At 53.5% G+C, this 19,504-nt stretch carries 17 protein-coding genes and 1 tRNA gene; 12 read left to right on the top strand and 6 right to left on the bottom strand.

The window, feature by feature from the left end; translation table 11 throughout:
• The first annotated feature begins 184 nt into the window (after positions 1 to 184).
• Positions 185 to 931, top strand: coding sequence for a HEAT repeat domain-containing protein (locus tag POG22_RS20560; RefSeq protein ID WP_017660021.1), 747 nt, complete (start codon positions 185 to 187; stop codon positions 929 to 931).
• Between the two features lie 7 nt (positions 932 to 938).
• Here POG22_RS20560 and POG22_RS20555 read toward each other — a convergent pair whose 3' ends face one another.
• Positions 939 to 2,246 carry a TMEM143 family protein gene (locus tag POG22_RS20555; RefSeq protein WP_498906969.1) on the bottom strand — a complete coding sequence of 436 codons (1,308 nt, stop codon included), beginning with the start codon at positions 2,244 to 2,246 and terminating at the stop codon, positions 939 to 941.
• 343 nt (positions 2,247 to 2,589) lie between these two features.
• Here POG22_RS20555 and POG22_RS20550 point away from each other — a divergent pair, with 343 nt between their 5' ends.
• The 3 genes from POG22_RS20550 (at position 2,590) to POG22_RS20540 (ending at position 6,569) form a co-directional block, all read left to right on the top strand.
• Positions 2,590 to 3,243, top strand: coding sequence for an eCIS core domain-containing protein (locus POG22_RS20550; RefSeq protein ID WP_017660025.1), 654 nt, complete (start codon positions 2,590 to 2,592; stop codon positions 3,241 to 3,243).
• A gap of 161 nt (positions 3,244 to 3,404) precedes the next feature.
• Positions 3,405 to 4,832 carry a M50 family metallopeptidase gene (locus tag POG22_RS20545; protein ID WP_498906968.1) on the top strand — a complete coding sequence of 476 codons (1,428 nt, stop codon included), beginning with the start codon at positions 3,405 to 3,407 and terminating at the stop codon, positions 4,830 to 4,832.
• Between the two features lie 147 nt (positions 4,833 to 4,979).
• The gene (locus tag POG22_RS20540) at positions 4,980 to 6,569 is read left to right on the top strand and encodes an HlyD family secretion protein (RefSeq protein ID WP_498906967.1); all 1,590 of its coding nucleotides are present in this window, start codon (positions 4,980 to 4,982) and stop codon (positions 6,567 to 6,569) included.
• A gap of 84 nt (positions 6,570 to 6,653) precedes the next feature.
• Here the strand turns inward: POG22_RS20540 and POG22_RS20535 are convergent, their stop codons facing one another.
• A complete protein-coding gene (locus POG22_RS20535; protein WP_063718021.1) occupies positions 6,654 to 8,024 on the bottom strand; it encodes a sensor histidine kinase in 1,371 nt (456 codons plus the stop codon).
• 1,186 nt (positions 8,025 to 9,210) lie between these two features.
• Here POG22_RS20535 and POG22_RS20530 point away from each other — a divergent pair.
• The 5 genes from POG22_RS20530 (at position 9,211) to POG22_RS20510 (ending at position 14,022) form a co-directional block, all read left to right on the top strand.
• Complete coding sequence (locus POG22_RS20530) at positions 9,211 to 9,459, top strand: DUF7219 family protein (RefSeq protein WP_017660031.1); 249 nt, start codon at positions 9,211 to 9,213, stop codon at positions 9,457 to 9,459.
• Positions 9,460 to 9,559: 100 nt separating this feature from the next.
• Positions 9,560 to 10,339, top strand: a complete 780-nt coding sequence (locus POG22_RS20525) for a segregation/condensation protein A (RefSeq protein WP_063718022.1) — start codon at positions 9,560 to 9,562, stop codon at positions 10,337 to 10,339.
• A 255-nt stretch (positions 10,340 to 10,594) separates the two neighbouring features.
• Positions 10,595 to 11,782 carry a nucleotidyltransferase family protein gene (locus POG22_RS20520; RefSeq protein ID WP_498906966.1) on the top strand — a complete coding sequence of 396 codons (1,188 nt, stop codon included), beginning with the start codon at positions 10,595 to 10,597 and terminating at the stop codon, positions 11,780 to 11,782.
• 14 nt (positions 11,783 to 11,796) lie between these two features.
• The gene (locus tag POG22_RS20515) at positions 11,797 to 13,731 is read left to right on the top strand and encodes a S9 family peptidase (protein WP_498906965.1); all 1,935 of its coding nucleotides are present in this window, start codon (positions 11,797 to 11,799) and stop codon (positions 13,729 to 13,731) included.
• 144 nt (positions 13,732 to 13,875) lie between these two features.
• The gene (locus POG22_RS20510) at positions 13,876 to 14,022 is read left to right on the top strand and encodes a hypothetical protein (RefSeq protein ID WP_190288672.1); all 147 of its coding nucleotides are present in this window, start codon (positions 13,876 to 13,878) and stop codon (positions 14,020 to 14,022) included.
• A 110-nt stretch (positions 14,023 to 14,132) separates the two neighbouring features.
• Here the strand turns inward: POG22_RS20510 and POG22_RS20505 are convergent.
• Positions 14,133 to 14,205: transfer RNA gene (locus tag POG22_RS20505), tRNA-Ile, on the bottom strand.
• A gap of 32 nt (positions 14,206 to 14,237) precedes the next feature.
• Here POG22_RS20505 and POG22_RS20500 point away from each other — a divergent pair.
• The 3 genes from POG22_RS20500 to POG22_RS20490 are packed head-to-tail and all read left to right on the top strand — an operon-like array spanning position 14,238 to position 16,351.
• Positions 14,238 to 14,369, top strand: a complete 132-nt coding sequence (locus POG22_RS20500; RefSeq protein ID WP_498906964.1) for a hypothetical protein — start codon at positions 14,238 to 14,240, stop codon at positions 14,367 to 14,369.
• Complete coding sequence (locus POG22_RS20495) at positions 14,366 to 14,644, top strand: hypothetical protein (protein ID WP_063718025.1); 279 nt, start codon at positions 14,366 to 14,368, stop codon at positions 14,642 to 14,644. The genes POG22_RS20500 and POG22_RS20495 overlap by 4 nt, the downstream gene beginning before the upstream one ends.
• A 48-nt stretch (positions 14,645 to 14,692) precedes the next feature.
• A complete protein-coding gene (locus tag POG22_RS20490; RefSeq protein ID WP_498906963.1) occupies positions 14,693 to 16,351 on the top strand; it encodes a hemolysin family protein in 1,659 nt (552 codons plus the stop codon).
• A gap of 297 nt (positions 16,352 to 16,648) precedes the next feature.
• On the opposite strand, the gene cysC is transcribed toward POG22_RS20490, so the two are convergent.
• From cysC to POG22_RS20475, 3 genes are read right to left on the bottom strand one after another with little or no spacing between them, the layout of a single operon-like run.
• Positions 16,649 to 17,185: an adenylyl-sulfate kinase gene (gene cysC / locus POG22_RS20485; protein WP_063718026.1), complete on the bottom strand. Its 537-nt coding sequence runs from the start codon at positions 17,183 to 17,185 to the stop codon at positions 16,649 to 16,651.
• A gap of 44 nt (positions 17,186 to 17,229) precedes the next feature.
• Positions 17,230 to 17,649: a hypothetical protein gene (locus POG22_RS20480; protein ID WP_150128630.1), complete on the bottom strand. Its 420-nt coding sequence runs from the start codon at positions 17,647 to 17,649 to the stop codon at positions 17,230 to 17,232.
• 28 nt (positions 17,650 to 17,677) lie between these two features.
• Positions 17,678 to 19,054, bottom strand: a complete 1,377-nt coding sequence (locus tag POG22_RS20475; RefSeq protein WP_223307639.1) for a DASS family sodium-coupled anion symporter — start codon at positions 19,052 to 19,054, stop codon at positions 17,678 to 17,680.
• Between the last annotated feature and the right edge of the window lie 450 nt (positions 19,055 to 19,504).

The following is a 19,504-nucleotide window of genomic DNA, read 5'->3' as shown; positions in this document are numbered from 1 at the left end:
GAATTTGATTCTCGCTTATGTCTGCGGTGGGGCGCATCGTGGACGTTAAACAAACAGCCTGTGAAGGCGTTCTGACCGGGGGTATTCGGGCTGGCTCGTTTATCTAGGCATGAGCCAGTGAAACAGGAATCTCCGACCATACCCGCTAGGGTTGGGGGGAGAGCGTCAACTCCACTCGAACAGTATGCACAACGACGATCTCGGAACACTTTCGACCAACCCCTCAGACAGTCCTTTGGACGCCCTCGAAACGGCGGACGCGGCAGAGAACGCCCCGCCCGATCCCGATGCGATGCTGCGACTGTTAGACGAGTCCGATCCTCAAAAGCGGATCGTTGCAGCGCGGGCGTTTTGCGAACTGCGCGACGAGCGGGCGATTCCCAAGTTGACGGAAATGTTACAGGATGCCTGCCCGTTAGCGCGGGTCAGCGCCGCCTACGCCTTGGGACGCAACACCCGCGCCGATGTCGTCGAACCCCTCGTGGCCAGCTTGGGAGATTGGAACGGTTACGTCCGTAAAGGGGTGGTTTGGGCGTTGGGTAACTGTCGCGACAAACGGGCAGTCGAACCGTTGATCGATGCCCTGAAAACGGATATTTCCGCCGTGCGCTTGTGGGCGGCTAGTTCTTTGGGTCAACTCTCGAAGGTGGGGTACGAGTCGATTTTGGCGGCGATTCCCCCGCTGATCGAAGGGTTGCGACGCGATCCGGTGGCAGCGGTGCGGAGTAATTGTGCCTGGGCGCTGGGACAGCTATGCCGGGAACTGCCCTCGAACGTGGTGTACGCCGGGGCGATCGATTCGCTGTTGGAAGCCCTCGAAGACGACGAGGATATGGGCGTTCGGGAAGACGCGCGATCGTCGCTGTTACGCGTCGGCGATCCGCGAGGGTTACAGGCGATCGAGGATTTGGAACGGGAAGGGTGGATTTAGGCGATCGCTACTCTCGGCAAAACTGAAACGCATTGTCCCAAATCTCATCGATGACGGCTTTCGCAGTTTCGAGGGGAAGCGGCTGACATCGACCGCGTTCGTCGTACTGCATCAGCGGTGAGTTATCCGGACCGCCTCGAATGGCTTCTAAATTCTTCAGCGGTCCGTTAATGTCGAAATCGATCGCCGTCTTGAAGTTTTCCTCCATCCAGGTTTCGATGCGATCGTCGAGTTGCGAAGGCGTCAGCGGTTCGGAACTCTGAAGTAAGTGGTAGTACACTAATAAAATCTCTTTACATTCTTCTTCTTCGGCTGCATTAATTAATAGGGTAAAAACACTGGAATTACTGGCAATGTTTCGGAAAAATAACGTTTCGGTCACGTGTTTTTGAAACTTAATTTTTTTGCCTTGATAGGTACTGTATTGTTTGAAGGCAAAGCCTCCCAGTGCTATCAAAAGTGACAGGACAGCCAGTAAAACGGGGGTAAGATTTTCCACGTCGTCTTCGTCGGCTCGCAGGGCGCCGATTTCGTGCGAGCCGACGGTCAGAAACAGAACGACGCCAATCACGAGTAACAGTTGCGGTAAAACCTTGAGCATCACCGGAACGGCCGCCCCGATCGCCGGAACGGCAAATAACAACCGATCTTTTAACGTCATGCTGGTTTTAACGTTAGGAAAGAGAAATTCGAGATCGGGTTTGGGAACGTTTTTATACAAATAAACGTAGGTTTTTCCCGGCTCGAATTCGAGACTATCTGGATCGATTTTTTTGCGTCGAAAATATTCTTTTCCTTTATATTTAATAAAAACAGCCACTCGCTCTAAAATATCGAGTTTCAATTTTCGCGTAAAAAATATCCATTTTTTAACGTCGATCGTTTGAAATACGTCGCCGCGATAGTAGCACAGGAAGCGATCGAAATCTTGAAAATCGACGTTGGTTTTCAAATCGATGAGCGATCGATCTTCAAAAGCTTCTTCAAGCAACTCTCGAGACAGTTCGATATAGTTTGCTCGCTCGAGAATGTGACGAAACGATGACACGACCCGTTCTTCCATCTGGGCGAGATCCGAGGCGGTCAGATCGCGAATCGCAACGGTCGTGCGATCGGGATCGAACGGAGCATAGTTGTCTAAGATGGTGCGAGCGTAACGGTGAAACTGAAAATGGTAGTACGCCGCTAATAGATTGCAAAATTCTCGGAACTTCTCCGCTTGGGACTCGTCAAAAGAACTGTCGGACACGCACAGTTCGACGAGATCGCTCAAGCGATACGGAATATAGGCTTCTCGATCTTCGTAAACAGCCATCTCGTTCGAGTCAACGACACGGATCTTACGATACCGCTGTTGTGGCGCGATCGAAACACCCTTTTCGGTTGCATCGCCCCATTTCTTAAAAATCTTTAACAAATTGACTTAAAATTTAATATTTAATTTTTAACATTTTTGGTGAGCCAGATAGCGGTCTCGCCTTTGAGACTCCTGTTTTAATAAGAATAAAGTCCCTCCGGACGACAAGCCGGAACGGGTCATCCTCATTGTCGAAGTCGAAGCATAAATTTAGGTGTGAGTCAAATGTCCTTCGACACGAGGCGACCTCTGCTGTCGATTTCACCTCGAACTGGTAACGAACTGTTGCTGTTAGTTGTTAATGCCACGTCATTCTCGATTTGCGGTTTACCTGAGCGGGCTACTCGGGTGTCTGTCGGCGGGAGTTTTCCTGGCATCTCTCTCGAGTTTAGTGGCTCGAGCGTGCTATTCTCCCGAAACCGCCTTGGGACAAGTCTGTCGCGGTCAAGTTCCCGATTCGATTCCCGAACCCGTCTTAGCTAATTTGGGAGCCTTAGCGTACCAGGCTATCGCTCACGTGATGGAACGCAACCACGAACGCCCCCAACCCCTCAACGAGACTCAAAAACAGTATCTGCGTCCTTACTTTGGCGATTTGGTCGATCGGGTTCGCATCGTCTATGACGCCAAGCTGATGGATAACTGGGTGGGGGCGAACCTGCGACTCGATCTCGGCTACTCGAACGCCCAGGTGTACGGATATCGTATTTACGTCAACGAGTCCTACCGTCCCGACGACCTCGAACAAGTTATCCTGTTAGCCCACGAACTGATTCACGTCCGCCAGTCGGAACAGTTAGGCGGCTTGGGAGAATTTGGCTATCAATATTTTCTCGCCTACAAACGCGCCGATCGCGTCTACGAAAACAATCTGTTCGAGAAAGAAGCTTTCGCCTTCGAGAAACGGTTCGAGCAGTGGCTTCAACACAACCAACAGCATCGGAAGATGAGGTGATGATGCAATGATGCGATGGGGAGGTGAGGGGTCTTTTCCTTGTCTCCGGGTTTCGTTTTTTCCGTCTTTTTCGTGAAGAGTTGTTACAAGACCCGACGATCGCCGTAAAACCGGGTGCGATTTCACCGAGAGAAAGATGAAGGGTTGGCATCTCACTGGATATGGTTACGGGTTCTCCGCTTCCGACGGCGATCGCAATCTCTGACGATTGGATTTGTCCCGATATTCGCCCCTATTGGCAACTGTTGCAACTCAAACAAGACAATCGCGTACTGTTGCGCTCTCGCGTCACGGCGGCACGATTTCAGCTTTCGGGGGCCGAAGGCTATGCGTTGCGATACTTCGTCGGAAAATACAGCGTGGCTGAGGTGCAACGCCGCTGTCAGCGAGAGTTTACCGTCATCGACGCGCAACTCGTGACGGGATTGATTCAAAAACTGGTGGATTTGGGCGTGTTAGCCCTCGATTCTCCGAACTCGCCACCGTCGTCTAACGCTTCCCCTCGTTTCAAGGCTGGGGTGGAATGGGTGAAAAATCCCGATGGGTACTGGGTGTTGCGGAATCCGATCGATCGCACCTATTTACAAGTTTCCGCCGTCGACAAAGCTGCGATCGATGCCAAGTTAGGGGGCGACACCACGACGGACACCGCCATAGATCCCCAACAATGGCGCAAACTCCTGCAACTACTGGCGGCGACGGGAATGCTGGAGGGTACCGAACCTCAAAAACGCAAACGGGGCCAATTCAACCCCATGCAGTTACTCTTTTTCCGGGTTCCGCTGCTGAATCCCGATAACTGGCTGACGCGACATATCGATCGATTGCGCTGGCTGTGGACGAGGGGTTTTGGCTGGAGTTTGACGGCGTTTCTCGTGGCGTCTCTGGTGGTGGGTTTGTCGCAACAAGGGGAAATTCTCGATATCGGAACGCAACTGTGGAAGACACAAGGGGGAAGTTTGATGCTTTCCTTCGTTCTGTTGGCGTTGGCGGTGGTGTCGGTTCACGAACTCGGTCACGCTTTTACCCTCAAGCATTATGGTGGCGTGGTTCCGGAAATGGGACTGCTGTTTATGTGCTTGTTTCCCGCTGCGTACACGAACACCACTGATTCCTATTGTTTGTCGCGGTGGCAGCGGCTTCAAGTGGTGGGGGTGGGGGTTTTGACGCAAATTTCCATCGCCGCGATCGCCCTTTGGACTTGGAACCTGTCGATTGAGGGAAGTTGGCTGTACACCGCCAGTTACTTGCTGATGGCGTCGTCGCTGTTTACCGTTGCGCTCAACCTGAATCCTCTGGCGAAGTTCGACGGCTACCATTTGGCGGTGGCGGCGACGGGAATTAACAACCTCCGCAGTCGCTCGTTTGGCTTTTATAAAAATTTGCTGCAAGGAAAGCCGATTCGCGAAACTTCCCGCGATCGCAAAATTTTGGCGGTTTACGCCCCTTTGAGTTTGGTCTACATCTGTAGCGTCTTTGGCTTTCTGTTTTTCCGTCTGATGGGGTGGACGCTGACCAATATTCCCGCGATCGCTCTGTTTCTCGTGGAACTCTGGGCGATTTACTACATTTTTGCCCCGGAGGATTGATTGGGGTTCCCAAATTTTTGACTGAATTCTTCACCACAGAGACACAGAGAACACAGAGAGTCTTGGAGGAAGTTGTATTAAGAAATCGGGTTTCTGCATAAGTCCTATCACTGTCGATTTTGTTACTGTCGTTTTTAGCATCTACCCATGAACCCACAACCTCAGCCGAACAACTCTCCATTAAAAGTGGTTCCGCCCCAGGGAACCGCTGCGACACCGCTGAAATCGGACAAGCCCACCCAACCCGCCCCGCAACTGACTTCAGAGACGCCTGTGGCGGAGTCGAAGGGAAACCTCAACCGTTGGGCGATCGCGGGCGTTTTGGCCGTTGGCGTGGGGACGTTGGGCTTGATTCCGCTTCCGAATTACGTGACGGGGGAAGCGGAAATCGATTCTCGTCCTGGGGAACGCCAAGCGGTGACGACGGTTGAATCGGGTATCGTCGATCTACGAGTGCGTCGCAACGATCGCGTCCAAGCTGGAGATATTCTCGCCACGATCGACAATCCGGAATTAGAAGATCGCATTGCGGAGGTGCGACGATCGATCGAACAGGAAGAATCGGCGTTACAAATCGCCGAACGGGAGTTAATTATCGCGCAAACTCGCTTGATGGCGGCTCAAACGGAACAATCCAACGTTCAACGGCGACTCGATCGCGAATTCAACGACTACGACGCCGCCGCTTCGGGAACGGGAGTTCCCCAAACTCGCCAGGTGGAACGGGAAATCGACGGGATACGCTACGAAATCGCTGGATATGAAAACGAGGTGGCGAGATTAGAAGGGGAAATTGCGGAAGTGCGAACGCAACAGCGATCGCTCGAAGGCGAACTGGGGTTACTGCGCGAGGATCTCAGAAATAGCGACACCCGAATGGAACGGTTACAACCTCTGATTGCAGAAAGTGCGATCGCGGACGAGTATATTTTCAATGTCACGAGCCAGCGATCGAATATTGCGCGACAAATCGAACAAAAAGAAGGGGAACTCGAAGCGACGATCGCTCGCATCGCCCAGTTAAACAGTCAGATCGATCGCCAACAAAACCTCGCCCTGCAACGCGATCGCAACATCGACGCCAACCGAGAACGCATTCAAGACGTTCGCCACCGCCTCGAAGACGAACTGATGCAAGTGCGAGACGAACTCGACAGTCGCATCGCCCAGCGACAATCGGCTGAAGAAGAAGTCACCGCAGCGGCGGCGAAAGTGCAAAGTCACCAAGATGCGATCGCCTCGTTTGAAGCCGAATTAGAACGGTTAGAAGACCAACGAGGGGAATTAACGCTACGGGCGACCACAGACGGAACGGTGATTACCGAAGGCTTAGATTTGCGAGACGGGACGCGCATGGAAGCGGGGGAAACGCTGCTGCAAATTGTCGATTTAGGGGAACTCGAAGCCCGCGTCCAAATCGCCCAAGGGGATAAAAATCTGGTGAGTAAGGGTCAACTGGGACGCTTCCAAACGGAGAACCAAGGAAACACCGACTACAGGGCGGAAGTCTCCGAAATCGGCCCGAGTATCGATTCCGAAACCCCCGGCGCCAAACCCGTATTAGAAGTGACGTTACTCCTCGACAACGACGACGGCTTCCTTTTACCGGGTCAAACCGGCCACGTCCACATCCGCACGGTCGATCTAAACCTCTATCAAAAGATACAACACCAATTTGGCAAACTCTTTGATATCTCCCGTTACGTTCCCTGGATGGGAGGGGGAATCGAGAATTGATAACGAAGAGGATTTCTCCTCCTCTCCCTTTCTCCCCCTCTCCCCCTCTCCCTCTCTCCCTCTCTCCCCCTCTCCCTTGCTTTCTCAATACAATAGGGGAAAACACACGGTAACGACGGTACCGCGATCGACCTCGCTTTCGATAGAAATCTCGCCGTCGTGGTTATCGACGATCGCTCGAGCGATGGCGAGTCCCAACCCCGATCCGACGCGATGAGAAGCATCGTGAGATCGCGCGGGATCGGCGCGATAGAAGCGATCGAACACGTGAGGTAAAGCATCGGGAGAAATGCCGATTCCAGTATCTTCGACCCGAGCTTGTAAGGCCGACCCCTGTTTGGTGGTGACGTACTTTAAGGAAGCCGTAACCGTTCCCCCTGGAGGAGTGTAGAGAACGGCGTTTCCGAGCAAGTTTGCAAACAGCCGCACCAGGCGATCGCGATCGCCGTATAGACCAAACGTGGCGTCAGGTTGCGAGGGGGGTTCGACAATATCGACCTGTAACTCCACTTGCTTTTCAATGGCGATCGCCTCTTGTTCCTCAATGGCTTCGATTAACACCGCCTCTAGGGATACCGTCTCCTTTTGAGACTGCACCATACCGCTATCTTGTCGCGTCAGAAACAGCAAATCGTCCACCAACCGACCCAAGCGGCGAGTCAGCCGTTCGATCGTTTGTAACTGTTGGAAGCACGACCCTTGCACCGTCTCGGGTTCGGCTAACGCCACTTGAACGTTGGTTTGAATGCTGGCGATCGGACTTCGTAGTTCGTGGGAGGCATCGGCGGTAAACTGCTTTAAGCGTTGGTAGGACTCGCGAACTGGATTCATAGCCAATCCCGACAACCACCAACCGATCGCCGCGACAGACGTTACCATGACGATAAATCCAAAACTGAGATCGATGACGAAGTCGCGGCTGGGTTTGCTGATTTCAAACCAGGGGTGACTGACGCGCAAGTAGCCGAGGGGTTGGCGATCGATTTTGATGGGTTTGGTAATTTGACGCAGTACCGGACGGCTTTCGGATCGTACGTTCCCCAACCCTGGAAACCGTTGCGGGGTCGCACTTCTTTCGGGGGCGAATTGGCTCGGCCGGTAAACGGTTTGTGGCGTCGAGGTAGTACTCAAGGGGATGTCGAGAGGTTCTGAGAGCGTCGACCACAGGAGTTCTCCGTTGGGACTGAACCATTCGAGGTCGATACGGTCTTCTTCGAGGGAACTGGCGTTGTTGCGAACGCTGCGTTCGATGTCGGGTTGGAAGGGGTGGTGTTGTTGGTTCTCGAGGGCGATCGATCGCGACACCACTTCGACGACGTGCTTGAGGGTGTCGTCTACGCGATCGATCAGGGTCGATCGCACGTAGAGATAGACTGTCGTGGCGAAGACCAACAGTAAGATGGCGGTGACAGTGGTATACCAGATGGCGAGACGGCGTCGCGTGGTTTGGAACATCAGTCTAAAATCGCTCGTCAATATTGCTCGGTCAGTTTAAGGCAAGGGTTCGCTCTTGTGCGATCGCACTTTACCGATCGCGCTTCATACAGAATCCGAATCTCAACGCTTCGGCTCCGCTCAGCGTTGAGTCCGAGCGGAGTCGAGAACTCAAATACTGGTTTTTTCCAACCCGACAAGCCCTTCTATCCCCCCAACTCCCCTCTCCCTTGGGGGGCTAAGGGGGGATGTGGTGAAGACTTCTTGAAAACTCGCTTATCGAAAACGGATTTCGGATCGTATCTGTTTCCCAAGTGTCCCATTGCGCTCGTCACGAAATATTAACAATCTGGACGCTCGAGAAGAGATCGGTTAGCATACGCGTGAAAGAGTTATTACCATTCGTTTGTTGATTTAAAAAATGAAAATCAGATAAAATCCACAACGATCGCTTACCTTTTACCTGTTTTACCCGATTTTCACCATAATATTTTTACATTAGCGCATTTTTTTATCTCAGCTTCAATACCCTTCACTGAAACAACGGCATTGAGGGAGACACACTCTCGGTCAAATTAAAGTGGGGTCACAACTGAGATAAATCGACCGAAACGACTGTATCTAACGGTCTACAAAACGAGAGCTAAGTTTTCATCAGCGATCGCATCTCGTCAAATTTGCCAAAATTTAGTGGACGCTGCTCGTGAATACGAACAAACGGCGTTTCTGTGTTTACCGATCCGCAAAAACCGATATCTCGAACGAGTTTCATCGATCGTATATCGGTAATTACTGTCGCGATCGTACGGAAGACATTTCTGGAGTTCGATCGCCTATACTAGAGTTAAGGTTCGATCGATGGAGGAATAGATTCCAGCTTTTTATTTCTCGAATTGTTCCCAAAAATACAGAAACAAATTTCATTCTTCTCGTCAAAACCATGCTGTCAGTCAAATTAAGCTCTTGAGTAAACTGAGCGTTGGTTTTTCGATAGTTATGAGTTTTAGTTATGAATTTTTCTAAGCCTAAAGAAGATCGCTTATTGTTGCAATATAAGTCACACTATAAGCAATCTCCATCAGTTACGATTTATTGCAAAAACTATTTCTCTAGACTGTCAGTTGTCGGCATTTCAAAAAAAGGTTATGATAAGGTTAAGAGGAAAATCGAACTAAGAATCTCACTCATTTATCAAAAGGTTATCACCATGGATCGCAATCAATTTTTGTATCCCCACATCCCTTATCGCGGAGCCGTCGCGCCCGAACATCCAGAAGTTTTACTCTTCGATGCCAACTTGCAAGAATTCGCCCAACGAGTGAGTTTCATCAGCAATTTAGAAACCGGCGGAAAATTATCACCAGAAGAAGCCTATATCCAAGTTAGAGAACTCTGGAAACAGCTCAAGCAATCGAGTAAAGACTTGGGGATCGCCCAAAAACCGGATTCGCGATAGTCCCGAAGCGCCGAGCAGTCGAGACCTCCGTTGCGGTACAATGCCAAAGCACGTTCGCAACCGCGAATCGAACGCGCGACTGTCACGGAGGTTTCTGTCGTTGACCGTATCGATCGCTCAAGACGCTATCGAACTGCTCCTCGATCTGGCCGAACGGGGAGAGATAGACCCGTGGGACGTGCGAGTCGTCGATGTCATCGACCGACACCTGAACCAACTGACCCCCACTGCTAGCAACGGTCGCTCCCCTTACGAAGCCGACTTGTCTCGTTCGGGTCAGGCGTTTCTCTACGCCTCGATGCTGCTGTTGCTCAAAGCCGATACACTCGTGCGCGCCTCCGAACTTTTCGAGGAAGACTCCACCGCAGATCCCGAAGAAGTCGATTGGCTAGACGAGAACGATCCCGAACAGCTCTCCCTTCCCCTGCGCCTAGAAACCCAACTGCGCCGCCGCGCCGTCGCTCCACCCCCGCGCACGCGACCCGTAACGCTCCAAGAAATGATCGATCGAGTGCAGGCGATCGCCAAACAACTCGAAGACAACCCCATCCCCCAGCGTAGCCGTCGGCGACTGCAATCTTCAAAACGCCAAGCAGCCCGAGAAATCGGTCAACTGGCGCACCAAGAGAACCTGACCGAAACCGCCGCTGAAATCGAACGATTCCTGCTGCAAAACTGGGACGATATTTCCGAAGGACGAGAGTGGGTCGCTTTCGATCGCCTGCTGGACTGTTGGACGCCCAACACCGACGCCCGAGGAGACTTCGCTCACCGTCAAGTAGCCGTCTTTTGGGCGTTACTGCTGCTGTCGTCTCAGTCGAAAATCGAACTGTCCCAAGACATCTTTTATCAAGACTTAAAAATCCGCGCGATCGCCTAATGCAACAGGGGATTTTCCCCTATCTGCAAGAGCGTCTGTACCACCTTATCTCTCCGTTTTGCCCCAGTCTGTTCGTATCGTATAGTGGGAAAGTCGATCGTCTCGAGCAATCGAGGCGAGTGTTACCCTATCAACAGACTCCCAATCCCTCAAACAGCGTTCGTCTCGCGTCACCGTGGCATCGCCCCGAAGCGATCGGGTTGAGAAGATCCAGCAAAATCCAAGTAGACTCAGGATCTCAAGAGATATATTCGTATGAAAGCGATGATTTTGGCAGCGGGGAAAGGAACCCGCGTGCGCCCCATCACCTACACGATTCCCAAACCCATGATTCCCATCCTGCAAAAGCCAGTGATGGAGTTTCTCGTCGAATTGCTGCGCCAACACGGTTTCGACGAAATCATGGTCAACGTCAGCCACCTCGCCAACGAAATCGAAAACTACTTCCGCGACGGTCAACGATTCGGCGTGCAAATCGGCTACTCCTTTGAAGGAAAAATCGCCGACGGCGAACTCCTCGGAAAAGCGATGGGGTCGGCGGGTGGAATGAAGCGAATTCAAGACTTCTATCCGTTTTTTGACGATACCTTCGTGGTGCTGTGCGGCGACGCCTTAATCGACCTCGACATCTCCTCAGCCATCGAATGGCATCGTAAACAAGGAGCGATCGCCACCGTCATTCTCAAACCCGTTCCCAAAGACGAAGTGTCCAGTTACGGCGTCGTCGTCACCGACGAAGACGGTCGCATCAAAGCGTTTCAGGAAAAGCCGTCCGTTGACGAAGCCCTCAGCAACGATATCAACACGGGAATTTACATTTTCGAGCCAGAAGTTCTCGACTACATCCCCTCGGGTGTCGAATACGACATCGGGGGCGACCTATTCCCGAAACTCGTCGAAATGGGAGCGCCGTTTTACGGATTGAGTATGGATTTCCAGTGGGTGGACATCGGGCGCGTTCCCGACTACTGGAAAGCCATCCGCAGTGTCTTGCGCGGCGAAGTCAAAAACGTAGGAATACCCGGTCGGGAAGTCGTACCGGGAGTTTATACCGGCTTGAACGTCGTCGTCAACTGGGACAAAGTCGATATCCAAGGGCCGGTTTACATCGGATCGATGACACGCATCGAAGACGGCGTGAAAATCGTCGGCCCCAGCATGATCGGCCCGAGTTGTTGTATTGGGAGCAACGCCACCGTCGATAACAGCGTCATTTTCGAGTATTCTCGGTTGGGGCGAGGCATTCGCCTAGTGGATAAATTGGTGTTCGGTCGCTACTGCGTCGATCGCTTGGGAAATGCCATCGACGTGCAGGCCGCCGCCCTCGATTGGCTGATTACCGACGCGCGACAAGATCCCCCCTCGCGGGTACCGCGCGAACACCAGGCCATCGCCGAACTGCTCGGTGGTGACGGCAACGCCCTCATTTCCGAAGACGACTAATTATAAACGAAGCGATGACACCGAACCGCCCCGCGATCGCCCCCTACGGTACTTGGAAATCCCCGATTACTTCCGACCTCATCGCGTCGGGAAGTATCCGCTTGGGAGGACTGGCCTTCGACGGTGACGAGATTTACTGGGTCGAAGGCCGTCCCTCAGAAGGCGGCCGCAACGTCTTAGTCCGTCGCCAACCGGACGGGACGACCGCAGACGTGACCCCACAGGACTACAACGTTCGCAGTCGCGTCCACGAGTACGGGGGTGGGGCGTTCGTTGTCGATAGCGGTGTCGTTTATTTTTCTAACGTCAGCGACGGACGCATCTACCGCCAACCCTTGGGAGAAACCCCGCAACCCCTGACGCCAGAAGGGGCGTTCCGCTATGCCGATTTTGTGGTCGATCGCCCCCGCGATCGCCTGTTGTGCGTGCGGGAAGACCACAGCGGCAAGGGGGAACCGGAAAATACCCTCGTTACGGTGGGGTTTGACGGGTCTGTAGAGGTTCTCGTCTCGGGATGCGACTTCTATGCCTCCCCAGCCTTGAGTCCCGATGGAAACCAACTGGCTTGGCTGAGTTGGAACCATCCCAATATGCCCTGGGACGGGACTCAGTTGTGGTTGGCCGATATCGACGACGATAGCAAGTTGGGTAACGGGAAGACTGTGACGGGGGGCGCAAACGAATCGGTATTTCAGCCCCAGTGGTCGCCGAACGGAACGCTGTATTTCGCCAGCGATCGCGCCAGTTGGTGGAACCTGTACCGTCTGGGTAAGGTGGGGGTCGAACCGTTGTTTCCACTCAACGCGGAGTTTGCGACGCCGCAGTGGGTGTTCGGAATGTCCACCTATGCGTTTTTGGGGCGCGATCGCCTCATCTGCACCTATACGCAACAGGGAATGTGGCAGATGGCGACGCTGAACTTGGGGACGAAACGCCTGCAAAATTTGGAAACCCCCTACACGCAGATTTCTTCGGTGAGAGGACGGGGGGATCGGGTGGCGTTTTTGGGAAGTTCGCCGACGGAATCCAGTGCGTTGGTGTTGATGGATGTCGATCGCGACGACATGAAGATTTTGCGGCGATCGAGCGATGTAGAGGTAGACCCCAGCTACATCTCGAAACCGGAAGCGATCGAATTTCCCACGGAAAACGGACAGACGGCTTATGGCTTTTTCTATCCTCCCACGAACCCCGACTATCAAGCCCCGGACGGTGAGAAACCGCCGCTGTTGGTCAAAAGTCACAGCGGACCGACTGCAAGTGCTTCGACGGGGCTGCGGTTGTCGATTCAGTATTGGACGAGTCGCGGTTTTGCGTTCCTCGAGGTGAACTATGGGGGAAGTACGGGATACGGACGAGATTACCGCCAACGCCTCGATGGAAATTGGGGCGTTGTGGACGTAGACGACTGTGCAAACGGTGCGAAATATTTAGTCGATCGCGGTTTGGTGGACGGCGATCGCTTGGCGATTACGGGAAGTAGTGCGGGAGGATATACGGTTCTCTGCGCCCTGACGTTCCGCGATACCTTCAAAGCGGGGGCGAGTTATTACGGTGTCAGCAATTTGGAAACTTGGGCGGCGGATACTCACAAGTTCGAGTTGCGGTATATCGATCGCCTAGTGGGGCCGTATCCCGAACGCAAGGACGTTTACGAAGCGCGATCGCCGATTCATTTTGTCGATCGCCTGTCTTGTCCGACGATCTTTTTCCACGGGTTAGAAGATACTGTGGTGCCGCCGAGTCAAGCCGAACAGATGGTGGAGGCGTTGCGGAAGAAAGGTTTACCGGTGGCTTACGTTCCCTTTGAAGGCGAACGACACGGGTTTCGCCAAGCGGAGACTATCAAACGTGCCTTGGATGCAGAGTTTTACTTTTATTCTCGCGTGTTCGGTTACGAACCGGCCGAGGCGATCGATCCGGTGGAGATTGAAAATCTCGATTCGTAGCGGTGGGGAACCTGCGGAGTCCAGGCTTTTCTCGCCGAAGTCATCGAGAAGGCGATCGCCAAATTCCTCGAAATTCGCAGTCAAGGCCGCAGTCGCAGCTAGGGGAAACAAGCCAGTACCAGCGAACTTCTCGACTGGTTAAGCGTGTTAAGCGACGCTTCCGAGGCGGCGGCGAAAATCGAAAACGTCGCCAACGATCCGGCTCAGCTTGAAATTCTCCTCAAATCCAGAGCCGACCTCGATCGCGTCCTGCGGAAACCGCCGACTCAACCCAAATTGAAACCGTCGTGAGCGAAACTTGGCCGCCACTCCCGCTGTTTGACCACCTCACCGCCTTGAAAGGGCTGGCATTGCCAACCCTACAGTTAATGTATGAGCGTAAGTTCTGTTAAAAATTCAGGTGGGCGGTGCAGGAGTTGAACCCGCCTGAGGCGAATTATGAGTTCGCTGCCTAAACCGCTCGGCCAACCGCCCAAAGTTTACTCCGATTGTACCCCATTTCCGAGGTGAATCGCGAAAATTGCCGTCGAACGGGGTGGCTCGATTTCCAGTCTGCGGAAAATTTGGCCGGAGACTATGATAAAACAGTAGAACCGAACTTCACCAACGAGGGCATCGAATACGGAACTCAGCAATGAAACTCAACTTTACAGTCGTTCTAACAATTGCGTTGCTGCTCCTGATGGTGGGCGCGGGTGTTTTCAGTGCTGTATGGGGATTTTCCCTGGGACGAGAAGCCTTGAAAGGGGTAACGCAGCCCGATTTTCGTCCGAACGGTAACTTTGCTAACAACCGCCCCGAGGGATTGGGTCAAAGTGGAACCGTTCAGTTTGTCCAAGAGTCTGAAATCCTCAAACAAGTCGAAGGCCAAATTGGTAGCGGTTCGAGCGAGGTCGTCGGCGATGAACTCTAGCGACGAGTTTCTCCCCCCTTCTGAAGACCGAAATCGCCCCGAGATCTAATGAACCCTCCTGGGAACCGCTCGACCGATCGATCTCAGAGATCGCGCGCGATCGCACGCCACGAGGCGATCGTGCTGTCCGAACTCAATTCTCTACTCCTCGTCCTCGCGATCGGCGTTCTCGTGGCGACGCCAGCTTGGGGACTCCCCGCTTCTCGAGTCGAGGTGAACGCCCAAGCCGTCTCGCTGCGACTGCTCTCCGTGTTCGGACTGATCGCCATCAACGCCTTTTTCGTCACGGCGGAATTTTCGATGGTATCCGTGCGGCGATCGCGCATCGACCAACTCGTCGATTCCGGCGACGTTCCCGCCAAAACCGTCCAAGCACTCCAACGGGACATCGATCGCCTTCTATCTACGACGCAACTGGGAATCACCCTCTCGAGTCTCGCGTTGGGGTGGATTGGCGAGCGCACGATGGCCGTTTTCGTGGCCTCGGGGCTGATGGCGTTACCCCTCTCAGACCCCACGCGCACGTTCCTCACGCATACCTTCGCCATTCCGCTAGCCTTCGTTCTCGTCGCCTACCTACAAATCGTCCTCGGCGAACTCTGTCCCAAGTCAGTCGCCTTGCTCTACGCCGAACAGTTAGCTCGGTTGTTGGGGCCGCCGAGTTTGGCGATCGCGCGGTTGTTCAATCCGTTCCTGTGGGTTCTCAACCAATCGACGCGGTGGCTGCTGCGACTGGTGGGAATTCGCAACGTCGATCGCAGTTGGTCGAACCGCGTCACCCCCGAAGAACTCCAACGGATTATTGCCCTCGAAGGGGAATCCACCGGTCTCGAAGCCGAAGAACGGGAACTCCTGACCAATATCTTCGAGTTCGGCGACGTTTGTGCTGAAGAAGTCATGGTTCCGCGCACCCAAATTACCGCCCTCCCCAGCGACGCTACCTTCAGTCAACTCTTGCAAGAAGTCGCCCGCAGCGGTCATTCCCGCTATCCCGTCATCGGCGAATCCCTCGACGACGTGCGCGGTATCGTTCACTTCAAAGAACTGGCCGAACCGCTCGCTCGAGGCCAGATCGCCCTCGAAACTCCGATCCGTCCGTGGGTGCGTCCGGTGCGCTTCGTTCCCGAATACACCCCGTTGAGTGAGTTATTGCCCCTGCTCCAGCGATCGACTCAACCGATCGTGATGGTCGTCGACGAATTTGGCGGAACGGCGGGATTGATCGCCATTCAAGATTTAGTTGCCGAAATTATCGGTGAAAGTGCAGAAGACGAGGATAACGACGATGTCAGCGTCAAAATGCTCGACGATCGCACCTTTATCGTTCAAGCACAACTGCACCTCGAAGAAGTCAACGAACTCCTAAATCTCGAATTGCCGATCGTGGACGACTATCAAACTCTCGGCGGTTTTCTGATTTATCAAATGCAGAAAATTCCGCAGATCGGCGAATCCATGAACTTTGACAATCTCGAACTTAAGGTGATTTCAGCCGAAGGTCCGAGATTGCATCAAATTCAAATTCAACGACGAGACGCGACGCCGCCCCTCCAAACGGAAACCTCGGCCGATCCCCCAACCTCGAGTCACACTCTCGATCTCGATACGGCACTTCCAACGACCGATCTCGAAATCCCTCTCGAAGAAGTTCCCCCACCCGAACGAGATTCGCTGTTCGGCGGTGCTTCAGAGGAGGAGGGGGGTTGACAAAATATTTGCTTTGTGATAGGCAAAAGGCGATCGCGGGAGTTCTAAAAACGCCCAACCCCACGTCAGCCAGGGATTTCAGGATAAAGCTGTCCTGATACGGAATCCGTTCCCGATAAGCTGGGTTTTAAGAAGTCTTCACCACAGAGGCACAGAGGACACAGAGAGGGGGGGTAGGGTTTGGAAAAACCGCTGTTTGAGATTCGGATTCCGTATGAGAAACCCGACATCTCGAAGATACCGGGTTTCCTGAAGCCTCTCCCTTCGACGGTCAGAACGTCATCCGAGCGAGCCGTCTCAATCCTCGATGAGATATCCCATCGATTTCAACGTATTCAACACTTTTTCAACGCTTTCGGCTTCCGATTCCAAATCAGTTCGACATTCAACCGTCGGATTCGTCGGGGGTTCGTAGGGATCGCTGATCCCCGTAAAGTTTTGAATTTCACCCGATCGCGCCCGTTTGTAGAGTCCTTTCACGTCGCGATCTTCGCACACCGTCAGCGGTGCGTTGACGAACACTTCCACAAAATCGCCGATGCGTTCTTTAACTTCCTCGCGAACCGCACGATACGGAGAGATCGCCGACACCAACACGATGACGCCGTTGCGGGTCAACAAGTGTGCGACAAAGCCAATGCGTCGGATGTTTTCGTCGCGGTCTTCCTTACTGAACCCGAGACCTTTCGTCAGGTTTTGGCGAACGATATCGCCATCGAGGACTTCTAACTTGCAGTCGCGCGATCGCAGCTGCTCCGCCACCGCTTTACTGATAGTGGTTTTGCCCGCACCACTGAGACCTGTAAACCAAACCGTAACACCACGTTGTTGCATTGTCGTTTTTCCTTACTTGGCAATATCTCGGCGATCGCTATCAATTACGATCGCTCTTCGTCTATCCATTTCAACCGCCCGTCGTGAATTTGGCTAGGCCGATACATAGACTTCGATGCACTGACGATGACCCGTCGGGGTTTTTCCCGTAACAGTTCTTCGAGGAGGGTCTCGAGAGACGCTTGGCGAATAGAGGTTTTCAACGACACGGACGCATCGGCCAGACGACGGTGTACGGTTTCGATCGTGTCCGTTGCCAAGGCGCCGTACCCTTCTAACATCGACTCGAACAATGTTTGTTGGGAGCCTCCGCCGAGCCATCCTTTTTCGCCCAAATCTCGCACCATCGCATCGATGGCGTTCGGGTCAATTAAAAATACCACGTTTAAGAGAACGTTAGCGTTTTGCGCCCGCTCGACGGCAAAGGCCAACGCGCGATCGTAGGCGTAGGGACTAGTTAGCACCAAATAAATCGGCTTGAATTTCGACATTTTAAGTTAACGTCAAACCCACGAGAGGCCAGTACACCCGCGCGATCGCCAACAAGACGAAATACCCCACGAGATCGAGCCATATTCCCCAGCGTAGAACATCGAGGGGACGCACGAACCCACTGCTGACGGCCATCGCGATCGCGGGAGTACTGACGGGGAGCATAAACCCCAGTCCCGATGCCATCACCACACCCATCGTTACGGCGCGGGGATCGATGCCGTAATCTCCCGCTAGCGCTAAAGCCACGGGCATCACGACCGCAACGGCGGCGGCATTGCTCATAAACTCCGTCAGCACCAGAGCGACGAAGACGAGAACGGCACCGACAACCAGCACCGAGGGAAAGCCCCAAGACAAACACTGTTGCGTCAACGCCGAGGCTGCCCCCGTATCTCGCAATGCCGCACTGAGGGTAATGGCACTACCGTACATCATAAAAATGCCCCAGTTGACATCCTCTTGGACTTCTTGCCAGTCGGCGACGCCGAGAAGAAACGACGCGCCGACGCCGAGTAACGCCACTGTGTCGAGTCCCCAGCGATCGCCGACAGTTATCCACAGGGCGATCGTCACCAACATCAACCCCGCTGTCAAAACTTCTCGCTTCGAGACCGGACCCAGTTGACGGTTGCGACGTTCGAGAAAGCGCAACGCGCTCGTCAGAGAAACTCGTTCGTCTTTGACGACGCGCAAAAGAACCAGGTACGCCACCCCCAACACGATCGCGATGAGGGGAAACGTCCACAGCGTCCATTGTAAAAAGGCGATGGATTCTCCCGTGGTGCGAGTGAGAATGCCCAGAGCTAGAGGGCCTCTCGCACCGCCGAGCAGGGTCGCGTTCGAGCCGATGACGACGCCCCACGCCATAGCCAGAAACGCCCCCAACCCAAACCGTCCGCCGGGTTTGGCGCCAGAAGCCCGCACCACTTCCAAGACGATGGGAAACAGCATGGCCGCCACAGCATGGGCGCTGATAACACAGGAAAACCCCGCCCCCAAGATTAAAATCGACGCCAGCAGTGCGGGAATCGAACGGCCGAAGCGGGACACCACCCCTAACGCCATGCGGGTACTGAGTCCCGATCGCATAATCGGACTCGAGAGGATGAACGCTCCTAAGATAAAGAAGACGGCGCGGTTGCCGAAGTGAGCGTAAGTTTGTTCGTGGGAAATCGCGCCGCTGACGGGGAGGAGTAACAAGACGAAAATCGCCGTCACGGGAAGGGGTAAGACGTTCGCCCCCCAACAAAAGGCAGCCAGGCCGAACACCGCTAAGGCTCGTTGAGCTTCTAGGGTCAGTCCCGGGATCGGAAGGAGCAGGATCGCGCAATAGAGTGCGGCGGCGAGGGCATAACGACCCCACTTCGTTCTCAACCCGTTCCATAAGATAGGTTTTGGGCGGTGCGATCTTATATGGGTCGTTGAGAAAGGTGCGTAACGAGAGCGGATTTTTTGAATAATTCGATCGAACATCGAACAAGCGTTCAAATATATATAGGTTGCAATAAAACTTGAGTTCAACGAACTCGAGGTGTCCCCCGGTCGTTTCAGTTTTCCTCTAAAGGAGTTTCATCATAACCTTTGTATTTTTTGAAGTTAAAAATCTTTAGATTTCGACGAACGACCGTGCGATCGCGTCCCTCCGACTCCGAGATTTCACTGACGTGGGAGGCGATCGCATTTTACCGCGCTCGATTTTAGAGAAGCGATACGGTTACTGGGAGGGAGATTTGGGATTGAGGTTTGGATATTTTTTCGAGGGGTCTTCTGAGTTTGAGGTGATAAGTGGATACTCTATCAAAACCCTTGCTGTAGAGTCGAACG

The organism is Geitlerinema sp. CS-897, assembly GCF_028368005.1.
Lineage (GTDB): Bacteria > Cyanobacteriota > Cyanobacteriia > Cyanobacteriales > Geitlerinemataceae > Baaleninema > Baaleninema simplex.
The sequence above is the reverse complement of the archived record's forward strand: the minus strand, read 5'-3'. Positions and strand labels throughout refer to the sequence as shown.